This window comes from Zunongwangia sp. L-65, from assembly GCF_056859415.1.
The window spans coordinates 45,503-57,791 of sequence record NZ_JBSXOK010000068.1 but is presented as its reverse complement, the minus strand read 5'-3'; the positions used below and the strand labels follow the sequence as shown (position 1 = coordinate 57,791).

At 36.5% G+C, this 12,289-nt stretch carries 13 protein-coding genes; 6 read left to right on the top strand and 7 right to left on the bottom strand.

Annotated elements, in window-relative coordinates:
• Positions 1-126 precede the first annotated feature (126 nt).
• From AC13DP_RS13515 to AC13DP_RS13505, 3 genes are all read left to right on the top strand, one after another.
• The gene (locus AC13DP_RS13515; RefSeq protein ID WP_013069599.1) at positions 127-582 is read left to right on the top strand and encodes a hypothetical protein; all 456 of its coding nucleotides are present in this window, start codon (positions 127-129) and stop codon (positions 580-582) included.
• Positions 583-696: 114 nt separating this feature from the next.
• Positions 697-1,239 carry an RNA polymerase sigma factor gene (locus tag AC13DP_RS13510; protein WP_013069598.1) on the top strand — a complete coding sequence of 181 codons (543 nt, stop codon included), beginning with the start codon at positions 697-699 and terminating at the stop codon, positions 1,237-1,239.
• Entirely contained in the window at positions 1,236-2,717 is a 1,482-nt protein-coding gene (locus AC13DP_RS13505; protein WP_228252040.1) for a PorT family protein, read from the top strand. Before AC13DP_RS13510 ends, AC13DP_RS13505 begins: the two co-directional genes overlap by 4 nt.
• 84 nt (positions 2,718-2,801) lie before the next feature.
• Here the strand turns inward: AC13DP_RS13505 and AC13DP_RS13500 are convergent, their stop codons facing one another.
• Positions 2,802-3,542: a lysophospholipid acyltransferase family protein gene (locus tag AC13DP_RS13500; RefSeq protein ID WP_041578433.1), complete on the bottom strand. Its 741-nt coding sequence runs from the start codon at positions 3,540-3,542 to the stop codon at positions 2,802-2,804.
• Between the two features lie 75 nt (positions 3,543-3,617).
• Here AC13DP_RS13500 and trpS point away from each other — a divergent pair, with 75 nt between their 5' ends.
• Entirely contained in the window at positions 3,618-4,586 is a 969-nt protein-coding gene (gene trpS / locus AC13DP_RS13495; RefSeq protein ID WP_013069595.1) for a tryptophan--tRNA ligase, read from the top strand.
• Positions 4,587-4,689: 103 nt separating this feature from the next.
• On the opposite strand, the gene dprA is transcribed toward trpS, so the two are convergent.
• Positions 4,690-5,790, bottom strand: a complete 1,101-nt coding sequence (dprA, locus tag AC13DP_RS13490; protein WP_347406060.1) for a DNA-processing protein DprA — start codon at positions 5,788-5,790, stop codon at positions 4,690-4,692.
• A 97-nt stretch (positions 5,791-5,887) separates the two neighbouring features.
• Here dprA and AC13DP_RS13485 point away from each other — a divergent pair, with 97 nt between their 5' ends.
• Together AC13DP_RS13485 and AC13DP_RS13480 are read left to right on the top strand one after the other, a co-directional pair.
• The gene (locus AC13DP_RS13485) at positions 5,888-6,823 is read left to right on the top strand and encodes an HU domain-containing protein (RefSeq protein WP_347406059.1); all 936 of its coding nucleotides are present in this window, start codon (positions 5,888-5,890) and stop codon (positions 6,821-6,823) included.
• Positions 6,824-6,880: 57 nt separating this feature from the next.
• Positions 6,881-7,393 carry an acyl-CoA thioesterase gene (locus tag AC13DP_RS13480; protein ID WP_013069592.1) on the top strand — a complete coding sequence of 171 codons (513 nt, stop codon included), beginning with the start codon at positions 6,881-6,883 and terminating at the stop codon, positions 7,391-7,393.
• Between the two features lie 17 nt (positions 7,394-7,410).
• Here AC13DP_RS13480 and AC13DP_RS13475 read toward each other — a convergent pair whose 3' ends face one another.
• From AC13DP_RS13475 to AC13DP_RS13455, 5 genes are read right to left on the bottom strand one after another with little or no spacing between them, the layout of a single operon-like run.
• Positions 7,411-8,052, bottom strand: coding sequence for a hypothetical protein (locus tag AC13DP_RS13475; RefSeq protein WP_347406058.1), 642 nt, complete (start codon positions 8,050-8,052; stop codon positions 7,411-7,413).
• Between the two features lie 45 nt (positions 8,053-8,097).
• Positions 8,098-8,838, bottom strand: a complete 741-nt coding sequence (locus AC13DP_RS13470; RefSeq protein ID WP_347406057.1) for a hypothetical protein — start codon at positions 8,836-8,838, stop codon at positions 8,098-8,100.
• A gap of 60 nt (positions 8,839-8,898) precedes the next feature.
• Positions 8,899-10,116 carry a murein hydrolase activator EnvC family protein gene (locus AC13DP_RS13465; protein WP_483067953.1) on the bottom strand — a complete coding sequence of 406 codons (1,218 nt, stop codon included), beginning with the start codon at positions 10,114-10,116 and terminating at the stop codon, positions 8,899-8,901.
• Entirely contained in the window at positions 10,113-10,883 is a 771-nt protein-coding gene (gene lolB1, locus AC13DP_RS13460) for a lipoprotein insertase outer membrane protein LolB1 (protein ID WP_483067952.1), read from the bottom strand. Before lolB1 ends, AC13DP_RS13465 begins: the two co-directional genes overlap by 4 nt.
• Complete coding sequence (locus AC13DP_RS13455; RefSeq protein ID WP_347406054.1) at positions 10,880-12,265, bottom strand: tetratricopeptide repeat protein; 1,386 nt, start codon at positions 12,263-12,265, stop codon at positions 10,880-10,882. Before AC13DP_RS13455 ends, lolB1 begins: the two co-directional genes overlap by 4 nt.
• Positions 12,266-12,289 lie beyond the last annotated feature (24 nt).

Genomic DNA, 12,289 nt, shown 5'->3' with positions numbered 1-12,289 from the left:
ATAGTAGTTTTTATATTAAAAGCTGAAGTTTTAAAATTTCAGCTTTTTTTTATTTAGGGTACGCAACCTTTTAAATCCTAATGTATCTAGATAATACAAAACACTAAAAAATAATTGTTTAGCTTAATGAAAAGAATAGTATTAATTTTAGCATGTATCTGTACCCTAAGCGGATGCTCGATAGATGATGATGGTTCATCCCTATCACTTAGCTTAGCTGAAATTACAGATGCCCAATTGCCGGATTATTTTGAGACCGGTGAAATTTATAATTTTCCCATTAATTACATGCCGGCAAACGGATGTGAGCAATTTTATGGCTTTGACATAAACAGAGAGATTAATGGTAATGTACGGGATATTTATGTTTTTGCGGTTACCGCAAGATACCTGGACAGGACAGATTGTGATGAGGCCACCGAGCAGGAAAGAACATTAAAAGATATTGTGATTACCGGAAATGAGAATACCGAATATATTTTTCATTTTTGGATCGGAGAAGAAAACGAAGAAGCAAAGTATCTGGATATCACCGTTCCTGTTGGAAAACCTGAAGAAAACGAAGAACCAACACAGGAATAGAGTCTAATAAGAGATTACCATAAGGCTTGCGTTAAAAAATTGCTTTTAATTTTGAAGCATCGAAGCACTTAACCTCGATTATCGAGTAAAACCAACTAAACCAAACATAACTTTTTGTCGCTAGAAAAGCTCATAAAAAGATGTAAGCAAAATGATATTAAGGCACAGGAAGAACTGTACCGCTTATATGCCGGTAAAATGTTTGGCCTGTGCCTAAAGTATTCTGATAGCTATGCACAGGCCGAAGATAACCTGCAGGATGGCTTTTTGACCATTTTTGATAAAATTGGTCAATACAAACATCAGGGTTCTTTTGAAGGTTGGATGAAACGCATAATGATAAATACTACTTTACAGAAATACAGAAAAGAAAAATTATATAGCATATCAAACGAAGATCAAATAGAAGAAACAACGGTAGAGTACGAAGAATCTTCACTACCGCTGGATTTTCTGCTTAGCATAGTACAACAGTTACCACAGCGTTATCGCGAAGTTTTTAATATGTATGTTTTAGACGGTTATTCCCACAAAGAAATTGCCGGAATACTACAAATATCTGAAGGAACTTCTAAATCAAATTTATCGAGAGCGCGTAGTTTATTAAAAGAAAGCATAGAAAGTAATCAACATAATTCTTCTGCAAAAACCCTATGAAAGAGAAAAAGAATATAGACCGACTTTTTCAGGAGAAGTTCAAAGATTTTGAACACACTCCCAAAGAGGACGTCTGGAAAAATATCGCAGAAAAATTACAGGAAAAACAAGAGAAAAAACCTGTAATCCTACCACTCTGGTACAAACTGGGTGGTGTTGCAGCTGTTTTGGCCATTATTCTGGCCGGTGTATATTTTTTACAAAACAGTCCCGCAAATTTTACTGAACCCCAAATCACATTTGATATCGAAGAATCCCAACTCCCCAGTATTAAAACACCTTCGGATTCTATTTTAAATACAGCTAATAAAACATTAGAAAAAATCACTGAAACGTCTAAAAATTCTAGTAAAACAACTAAAAAAGCTGAACAGAGGCATGATGCCTTAATACCTTCAGGTGCTGTGGCCAACCAGACATCAACAACTATTTCTGGTAGCGATACACCCTCTAATAATTCAGCTTCAGAAAAAACAAACATAAAGTCATCGAATATCACTTCTCATCAGTCAAAAAACGAACAGGATTTAGCTCATCTTGATCATAAAAATGAAGATAAAGCTACCGAAAATCAAAGTAAATCAACTGACGTTATCTCCTTGGTAAATAAAACCGGGGAAGATCAGATTACCGCTATTGATTCTGTCAAAACAATAGCCGATGAGGACTATGAAAATGCCGTGGCGCTTTTCGAAAAAGAGAAAAACCAGGAAGCAACTTCAGAAGAAGTAAAAACACCTTCTAAAAAGGGTAAAGTAAGTATTTCTCCATTTGCAGCGCCGGTTTATTACGATAATTTAGGAAGTGGAAACCCTATAGATCCTTCTTTTGCATCTAATCAGACCAGTAGCGAAGTAACCATGGCATACGGTGTTAAGGTGGCCTATGCAGTGTCAGAAAAAGTAAAAATTCGATCTGGGATCAATAAGGTAAGCATGAATTATCAAACCCGTGATATCGCTTATAATTACGCTATAGCTTCCAGCAGTCTGGCGAGCATTAACTACGATACCGGAAGCGAGAACATAAGAATTGCAAGTAATTCTAAAAACTCCCCTGCAAGTCCAGTTTTTGACGGTCAAGAAAATGGATTTGTTCCCAGCTTAAATATGCCTAGAGAAAACGGTTCTTTGAGCCAGAATTTTGGGTATATTGAAGTTCCGGTAGAAATAGAATACAATCTAATCGATAAAAAAATTGGCTTAAAATTAATCGGGGGTGCCAGTAGCTTGTTTTTAGATGAAAACTCGGTTAGCGTTAACGGCCAAAACGGGACTATAGAACTTGGAGAATCCAACAATTTGGAAAGCCTTAGTTTCACCACTAATATCGGGATGGGTATAGATTATCAGCTAAATGATAAATTTAGACTGAATTTAGAACCTACTTTTAAATACCAGTTAAACAGTTTTAGCAATACAAATGGAGTTAATCCCTATTTCTTTGGAGTTTATACCGGTTTTAGTTTTGAATTTTAACTCGATAATCCAGATTTAAAATCTCTTTTATGAAATGAATTTGAATGAGAAAAATTCAAGCCAACTAAATACTTAAACTAGGTATTATAGACTAGGACTTTTTAGCTCTTCATAAATAATCTCATGGGTTTTATCTTTAAGTTCTTTTCGATCCTGCTGAGTTTTTCCTTTTGTAGGAATAAAATCATGGATAGTAACACGTAATTTACCGGGACTACCCGATAAGAAAGTATACGAAAAGCGCTTCTTGGTATCATGAAACGTTAACGGCGCGACAGGAATTTGATGATCGATCGCCAATTTAAAAGCCCCTTCTTTAAATTCATCTAAAATGATATTTTCATCGTCGGGTACACCACCTTCAGGAAAAATACAAATGCTATTCCCCTGTTTTAAGCGTCGTTGGGCCTCGTTAAAAACCGCCTGGCGGCTTTGCTGACTTTTACGATCTACCAAAATGCAGGTTTTACGGTAGAAAAATCCGAAAATAGGAATTTTCGCCAGCTCTTTCTTACCTACGAATACAAAAGGATGGTTAACGGTGGCCAACATCAACATGATATCCAACATCGAATAATGATTGGCTACGAACATATAACTTCCATTTTTATCCAATTTGTGGCTACCCTGAGTACGCCGGTAAAAACCCATCCCAAAAATGATGAATTTTGCCCACATCCTAGCACAAAAGAAAAACTGAGGATAAAATCGCTCTGAGGAGGTAAAAACAATTAGAATAGGAAGCATAAGGATAATAGGTACCACGAGTAATACATAGAACCATATTCTCCATAACGCAATAGCAATATTTTTAAAAAATCGCATAGGTTTCAAAAGTAGTAAATACAATCAAGTGAATTCCACAAAAAAAGTACCTTTGTATAAAAATTTAATAAGTACATGTCTAGAATACTAACGGGAGTACAAAGTACAGGAACTCCTCATTTAGGAAATTTACTGGGGGCAATTATGCCTGCTATCAAAATGGCGAACAGCCCAGAGAATGATTCATTCATTTTCATTGCGGATATGCATTCTCTAACACAAATTAAAGATGCTGAGACGTTAAGGAACAACACCTACTCTGTGGCTGCAACATGGCTTGCCTGCGGTATTGATATCGAAAAAACCGTTTTCTACAGACAAAGTGATATCCCGCAAGCCAGTGAACTTTCCTGGTATTTAAGCTGTTTTTTTCCTTATCAACGCCTTACGTTAGCCCATTCATTTAAAGATAAGGCCGATCGTTTAGAGGACGTTAATGCTGGGCTTTTCACGTATCCTATGCTTATGGCAGCTGATATTCTTTTATATGATGCTGAAATTGTGCCGGTGGGAAAAGACCAGTTACAACACTTAGAAATTACCAGAGATGTAGCCTCTCGTTTTCACGCTAAAATGGGAGAAACCTTTGTAATACCCGAAGCTAAAGTAGAAGAGAATATTTTGTATGTTCCTGGTACTGATGGTTCTAAAATGAGTAAATCGAAAGATAATACCGTTAATATCTTTCAGACCGATAAAAAACTCAGAAAGCAAATTATGGGTATCCAAACCGATAGTACGCCGCTTGAAGAACCAAAAAACCCGGATACCTGTAATGTATTCAACATTTATAAATTATTAGGATCTGAAGCGCAAACAGCAGAACTACGCCAAAAATATGAAGCCGGTGGTTTTGGCTACGGACACGCGAAGCAGGCCTTATTTGAGCTGGTAAAAGAAACTTTTGCTGAGCCACGGGAAAAATACGAATACTATATCAATAATCTTGAAGAGGTAGATAAAGCCTTAGCTATTGGTAAAGAAAAAGCAACAACTGTGGCTAAAGATGTTTTAAAACGTGTTCGCGAAAAATTAGGATATTAGTAAACACCTCTGGGCAAGCTCATGAGGTACTTTTTAGAATATTATTTTCCGATCCCATCGCGATGGGATCGGAAAATTTCATCTCGATTATCGGGAAAACATTCTAAATGGCTTCAAATAATTTACCTGGTAAAGGCCTAATCGCCCCTTTAAGTTCCATATTTAATAAAATTGAGGCAGTTTTAAAAGTTGGAAAATCACAATAAAGTGCTATCGCGTCTAACTGTGATTTTCCTTTTTCTTTTAGCAGGTCATATATTTGCTGCTCTTCTTCATCCAATTCTACAAATAATTGCTGCTGTACCGGTTTAACATCTTCATGTAATTTCCAATCTAGCATATATACCAAATCGGCTGCACTACCCAGTAAATGAGCTTTATTCAATTTAATAAGTTCATTACAGCCTTTGCTATATTTATCACCTGGTCTACCCGGCACAGCAAAAACTTCCCTGTTATATGAATTTGCAATATCCGCAGTGACCAGACTACCGCCTTTTTCAGCACTTTCAATAACTACGGTAGCCTCACTTAAACCTGCGATAATTCGGTTTCGTTTTAAAAAGTTATTCCGATCAAATTTATCACTACTCCAAAAATCACTAAAAAAGCCACCGTTTTTTAAAACATCATCTACATACTTAGCATGTAGTTTGGGATAAATCTGGTCTAAACCATGTGCTAAACAACCTATGGTTTGCAAGTTACAATCGATGGCTGCCCGATGCGCAGCAATATCCACTCCATAAGCAAACCCCGAAACAATTATAGGATTAAGCGGACTCAATTCCTCAATAAATTGTGTCACAAATGTTTTTCCGGCACTTGTGATCTTTCGCGTTCCAACAACACTTACAATTCGGCGATTATTAAGCTGAATATTTCCTCGGGAGAACAATATAATAGGAGAATCATGGCAATGTTTTAATTTTTCAGGATAGTTCTCATCTAAGAAATAATGGGTTTCTAAATGCTCATTTTTGATAAATTCAATTTCCTTCTCTGCCGCTTCAAAGTTTGCCGGATCAAACAACGCCTGGAGTTTAAGCTCGCCTATCCCTTCAATTTTCAATAAACTTTGTCTCTTTTCTTTAAAAATTGCCTCTGCACTGCCCAGTCTCGCAATAAGTTTTTTTGCACTCCTATCTCCCAGATTTGGTGCTCTTTGCAATGCCAGCACATATCTTAAATCGTTAATATCCATGCCAAAACTTTCAACTAAAATTACGCAAAAAAAGATTTGTTAATAAAAATTGTTTGGCTATTTTTATATACTTCACATTCGTATTATTTTTGCAATTATGAAAATAGCTAACTACATACAGGATTTACTTTACCGCTACGAGTGTGTTATCGTACCGGGATTTGGTGCATTTCTATCTCAAAGAGAGTCTGCTTTTATCGATACAGCAACTAATAGTCTTTATCCGCCAAAGAAGACTGTATCCTTTAACCGTCAATTAGTAAAAAACGACGGATTGTTAGCTAATTATATCGCAGATGCTGAAAGTATTAACTACACTACAGCGCTCAATAAAATTGCAGATTTTGTACATCAGTTGGAGAATGCTTTGAAAGAGCAGCAAATAGCCGAGATTGCCAATATTGGTGCTTTTACTGTTTCTGAAGATTATACCCTTCAGTTTGAACCTTTTAACAAAGTAAATTACCTGGCCGATTCTTTTGGCCTGGATGTGGTTCATTCCACAAAAATTCAGCGTGAAGTCTACAAATCTCAGGTTCAGAAAATCGAAGAGAAAGCACCAATTCACTTTACTCCTGAACGAAGAAACCGTAAAGCTGCATTTCTTAAATATGCTGCGGTAGGAATTCTTGCTTTAGGTTTATCGGGTATTGCAGGTTTAAATATCTACAGCAATCAGGTTGCCGAGCATAATATTGCTGAACAACAGGAAGCTGAAGACAAGTTACAGCAACAAATTCACGAAGCTACTTTTGTAATCGATAATCCGTTACCCGCTATCACATTTAAGGTTGAAAAACAACCTGGTAATTTTCACCTGGTTGCGGGAGCCTTTAGAGTGGAAGAGAATGCAGAGAAAAAAGTAGAAGAGCTTAAAGAAGAAGGTTATAAGGCCCGACTTATAGGCGCCAATAAATACGGACTTCATCAAGTGGTTTTTTCCAGTCATCAAACAAGGCGCGATGCGGTAAACGCATTAAATAAATTAAAACGAGAAAACCAGGCCGCCTGGTTACTGGTAGAGGAACTTTAATCTTTTTTTAGTGATATTTATCTAAAAGCTCACTATTATTGCCAAAAATTGGCAAATATGAATTCTAAATACCCAAAAGATTCTAGAACTACATTAACCGATCTTGTTTTACCAAGCGAGACTAATCCCTTAAACAATTTATTTGGAGGGGAATTGTTAGCTCGTATGGATCGTGCTGCCAGTATCGCCGCCAGAAGACATAGTAGACGTATTGTAGTGACCGCTTCTGTTAATCATGTAGCTTTTAATAAAGCGATCCCTTTAGGAAGTGTAGTGACAGTTGAAGCAGTCGTTTCAAGGGCATTTAAATCGTCTATGGAAATTTTTATAGATGTATGGGTAGAAGATCGAGAAAGCGGGCTTAGAAGTAAAGCAAATGAAGCAATATACACGTTTGTTGCGGTAGACGAAACCGGAGCTCCGGTTCCCGTCCCTCCATTAGAACCGGAAACCGACCTGGAAAAAGAACGGTACGCAGCTGCCTTAAGAAGAAAACAACTTAGCCTTGTTCTTGCCGGTAAAATGCAACCCAATGATGCTACCGAGCTTAAAGCTTTATTTACCAAGTAAGGCTTCGCTATTTAAAATTATCCGTTTGGATTATGTAAGTGAACCCGTAAGCCAAAACCAACATCTACTAAAAAATGCTTATTTAAATAATCCATATAAGCTGCATTATTAATATCAAGATTTAAATAATATGGGGAAACTCTAGCAAAAACTGCTATAGTTTGATTAAACCTATACCCTAATTCTCCTCCTAATTTATAACTGGTTCCGTTTTCACGAAAGGAACCGGGAGAAAAGGGAACACTATTCCTTAGGGATAAACCTCCAATATTTGCTGTAATAAGATAGTTAAATTCTCGATTTATGGCCTGATAATATCCCAGGCTTACCCCATATTCACTAAAATTGGTTTCACTTATATTTCCAATTTTTTCAATATTACTTACTTCTCCTTCATGCCATTTTCCATACACTCCGGCTACAAATTGAGGGGTGATAAAAACATTAACTTCAAGTTGAATCCCGGCATTTAATTCATAATCATTACCTAAACTAGAATGGCTTAAGCCAATAGGAAAATAAGTTGATAATCCAAAAAATACGGTTTCGGGATCTTCAGGCTCGTACCAGTTTCGATGCGGGTTTGGTAAATACAGATCCTGCTGTGCGTTTGCTAAAGAGAAACTTAATATTATGGCTAAAAGCAATATGTTTTTCATCTGAAAAATTTATGATGGAAATCAATAAAAAATAAGCTCTTCGATTTAAAATTCTAAGTCAATACTATTGGTTGTGGCATTTACTGTTATTGTAGTATCTTTTTGAATCTCATCTTCTATCTTATAAAAAAATTTGATGGGCGAACCAACCGGCAATTTCCATGAATTTTCAAAAGTTGGGTTTTCTTCATCCAATTTTAGGTAATTACTAGTGATATTTTCAGGAATTAGTAAAGGATCGATGTTTTGATTTAAGGCAAAAGACTGTGTACTTTTATAATATTGAATTTTTACAACTAGATTACTGGTCTGTGATAAAAGGCTGATAGAAACATTTACATCCTGTACCCTACTTAGCTTTACCACATCCAGATCAATACGTTGTTCCCTATCCACAATTTCCCTGGGATCGATATAACTCACGGTGATAAAATTAGGATTATAAACTGCTGAAGAAACCGGATTAAAATTAATAGCTACACCCCGGTTATAAGAAACCAAAGAAACAAAATCTACGCTACCGCCTGCTTTACTGCGGGATGCTCCCAGTATATTATAATCTTCAAAAGCATTGGTCGTAACATTTACTGGAATATCTGGTAAAGCTACATTCTTAGAATCTAAAACAGTGGCAAAAACAGCCATTCGTTTATTTTCGGTAACCAATACATCGTCGCTATTGCACGAACCAAAAAGATGAATAAAAGCAATCGTCGCAAAAAAATAAACGACCTTAAGGCAAGCCTCGGCGCATTTAATCGCGACTACCGAGTATTTATTTTTCATAACTATAAATTACAACAGTAAGATGCAATTTACTAAAAAGGTTGCGTTAACAACTAAAAACTAGCGTTTTAAAATCCAACTTTCTGGATTATACTTTTTGGTATTTTGGAAGATTAAAAAATGAAGCGTTGTTTTTCCGGAACTTTTACTGGTAGCCACCACTCCCAAATCCTGGCCTGTACTCACATAATCACCTTTACGCACATAAACTTCTTCAAGATTATCGTAAATGGTGATATAATCACCATGCCTAAGCATAACGGCTTTGTTAGCTCCTTTTAAAATCTGTACCTCACTAACGGTGCCCTCAAAAACGGCTCTGGCTTTTCCGCCTTTATCGGTATCGATATTTACTCCACTATTGTTTATAGTAATATTACTTACTACCGGATGGGGCTGTTTACCAAACTTCATACTTACTGTACCCGTCGCTACTGGCCAGGGGAGTTTCCCTTTATTACTGGCAAAGTCTTTCGCCAAGGCTTTTGCTTCAGGAGTAAGTTCGAATACATCACGTTTGGAAGAACCCGATTTTTTATTGGTTTCTGCAATCGAAGCTTTAATCATGGCATCGATTTTACGCTCTATTTCATCAATTTCTTGTTGCGTCTTTCTAATTTGTGATGCGAACTGGCTTTCTTTTGCCGTAATGGTTTTCATTAATTCCTGTTGCGACTTTTTATTTTCTTCCAGTCGCGCCCTGGTCGCCCTGTTTTCGGCAATTAATTTATTCTTTTCTTCTTTTTGATAAGCAAGCCGCTTATTTAAACGCTGTAAATCCATCGTACGGGTCTTTATTTGCTCACCTTGCTTTTTACGGTAGTCTGCGTATTGTTTTAAATATTGAAGCCGTTTATAAGCCTGTAAAAAGCTTTCAGAGGAAAGTAAGAACATTATTCGGCTTTGCTGCGATTTGCTACGATACGATTTTTTGATCATCTCGGCATAATCGGCTTTTAATTCTTCCAGCTCTTTTCTGAATTTGGCAATTTTAGCTTCATTTTCATTCATCTCCTTTGTGAGAAGATTTGCCTGCTGATTAGTGACTTTTATTAAATTCTCTGTACTTTTTATTTGTTGATTTAAATCCTGAACTTCGTTTAAAATCGACTTTTCCTTCTTTTTGTTACTCGTTCTTAATTCTGAAATTCGACGGATTTCATTACGAAGTTCAATTCTTTTTTTCTCTAAAGCTTCCCGGGTGTTTTGAGCAAAAGAACTGGTCACCACTAAAAAAGTAGCGAAACAAAAAATATATTTAAAAAAGCCTAATCTCATTCTACCGAAATTTCATCGTAACCGGAGGGAATACTAAATGGAAAACTTACCTCTCCATCAAACTCTATTGAACGATACTGCAGGGTAATATTGGTACTTTCCCCACCTTCATTTGCAATGATGGTAATCGTTTCAGGAAAAAGCCTGCCCGCAACGCGCTGATAATCGCCGTAAGTTACCGTAACACTTCTATTTTTTGAATCCTGAGCTAACTGTTGTGCCTTGGCTTTAAAGGTTTCAGAATCTAACATAAACATCTTTTTTACATCAGATGATTTCTTAGGAAGTAATTGAAAACCTCTTGGAGATTCACTTAAAGTATACACATCTTCTCGCAGATCATAAATGGCCTGACCCAATAACAAATTCTGAAGTTTTTCAAAATCCAAAGGAGTTCCTAACCACTGACTTACTAAACTAAAATCGCCATCAAAATAGGTTTTTCCTACCTTTTCATAATAGCTCACTTTTTGCGGAGTGATATAGGCTTTGGCCATGGGGAATCCCAAAATGCTGGCACTCATCCAAATGGCCTTGTCTTTTTCCATTCTAAAACTAAGATTTACCGATTGGGTCCTATCAGCATCCTGATAGGTGGCTCTTAATTTTCCAGACAAAGTATTAAACTGTATGGCTTTATCGTAATGATTCTTTATAACACCTGCTGCTTTTGCATTGCTTCTTTCGAAACCAGATACTGCTTTTTTGGTTCCGCAGGCCGCAATACTAAGCGTTAACAGAAGGGCAAATATTATTCTTTTGATCATTTAGTTGCTTCTTTTAAGGTTTTAATAGCTTTCGCTTTATACTCATTCGCTCGCTCTTTATCTTCCAGCCCGGCGTAAGACACCGAAATCTGCTGATAAAAATCGGCTTCCATCCGTGGGTTTTCAATTAAAAAATCCAATCCAAAAGTAAGAATTTCGACTGCTTCAGAATAATTTTTAAGTTTATTTAAGGCAACCCCATTTAAAAGATAAAAAATAGGCTGTGCCGGGAAAATATCACGAGCTTCTGAAGCTAATTTTTCCGCATTCTCAAAATGCTCTAAATCGATCCTGAGGATCAGCGTGTTTTTAATCATTTCGAAGTTTGCCGGATCTTCTTTTAATCCCATTTCAAAATAACGAAGGGCATCTGCTTTATTATTTGATTTAAGATAATATTCGCCCAATTTTCGATATAATGAGGGCTCGTTTTCCTGCTTAGAAAGCATTTGACTTACTTCCATAAGCTCATTTTCCCATTGAGGATTTTGGTTTACAAATAATAAAAAATCATTTAAAACCTTATATTTTGAAGCCGCATCGATCTCTTCGCTTTTAAAAACCATCTGCATCGACTGCATGGCCTCTTCTGGCTGATCTTTGTTAAGATAAAACTTATACAGCGCCAAATGGGCCAGACTCGAACCGGGACTAACTTTTAAGAGCTGTTGAGCCGTTTTAAAAGCTTCCTCTTCCATACCCTCATCACTAAGCACATAAATAAGGTTAAGATAGTTTTCCTCTTCTTTAGGATCATCTTTAATGGCTTTCTCTAAATTGGCTATCTGGGCATCTGTATTATTGGTACGGGCATAAATTTGGCGACGTAAATGGGTGCGATACTCATTTTCGCCATATTGTATATCTAAACTATCAATAAGGGATAAAGCATTGTCATAGCGATCACTTAGGATATATAAATCAGCAAGGTCTTCGCGGTATTTAGTATCGATTTTAATTAATTTCTGAAGTATTTGTATAGCACTTTCATAATCTACCGAAGCAATTTCGTTCTCATAATACTCCCTAAGAATGTTTTCATCGTTCGGTTTTAAATCTAGTGCTTTTTGAAAATAGGCTTTTGCCTGCTCAAATTCCTCTAAGGAATAATGATTTTTGGCGATTTCGTAATGTATCACCGGGCTCTGCTCGTTTATAGCAAGGCATTTTTGCAAAGCTTCGTTTGCTTTTTCGTAATTTTCAATACCGCGTTGCTTTAAAGCTTCAAAAAAATACTCTTGAAAATCATCGTTTACTTCTCCAAGAGCACTATTTACAGAGGCACTATTTTTATCTTCGGGTTGCTGAATTATAGCAAAGGCCTTTCCCGGCACCAAATATAGGTGTCCAAAAAAGGCCAATATTAAGATCTGTTTCAGCAAAGTTTTTGAGATTTGGGGTTCAAT

Coding starts and splice junctions, on each gene's coding strand:
- AC13DP_RS13500 (WP_041578433.1), bottom strand. CDS start 3,542: ATGCGATTTTTTAAAAATATTGCTATTGCGTTATGGAGAATATGGTTC.
- AC13DP_RS13465 (WP_483067953.1), bottom strand. CDS start 10,116: ATGAGATTAGGCTTTTTTAAATATATTTTTTGTTTCGCTACTTTTTTA.
- trpS (WP_013069595.1), top strand. CDS start 3,618: ATGTCTAGAATACTAACGGGAGTACAAAGTACAGGAACTCCTCATTTA.
- lolB1 (WP_483067952.1), bottom strand. CDS start 10,883: ATGATCAAAAGAATAATATTTGCCCTTCTGTTAACGCTTAGTATTGCG.
- AC13DP_RS13480 (WP_013069592.1), top strand. CDS start 6,881: ATGAATTCTAAATACCCAAAAGATTCTAGAACTACATTAACCGATCTT.
- AC13DP_RS13475 (WP_347406058.1), bottom strand. CDS start 8,052: ATGAAAAACATATTGCTTTTAGCCATAATATTAAGTTTCTCTTTAGCA.
- AC13DP_RS13470 (WP_347406057.1), bottom strand. CDS start 8,838: ATGAAAAATAAATACTCGGTAGTCGCGATTAAATGCGCCGAGGCTTGC.
- AC13DP_RS13505 (WP_228252040.1), top strand. CDS start 1,236: ATGAAAGAGAAAAAGAATATAGACCGACTTTTTCAGGAGAAGTTCAAA.
- AC13DP_RS13515 (WP_013069599.1), top strand. CDS start 127: ATGAAAAGAATAGTATTAATTTTAGCATGTATCTGTACCCTAAGCGGA.
- dprA (WP_347406060.1), bottom strand. CDS start 5,790: ATGGATATTAACGATTTAAGATATGTGCTGGCATTGCAAAGAGCACCA.
- AC13DP_RS13485 (WP_347406059.1), top strand. CDS start 5,888: ATGAAAATAGCTAACTACATACAGGATTTACTTTACCGCTACGAGTGT.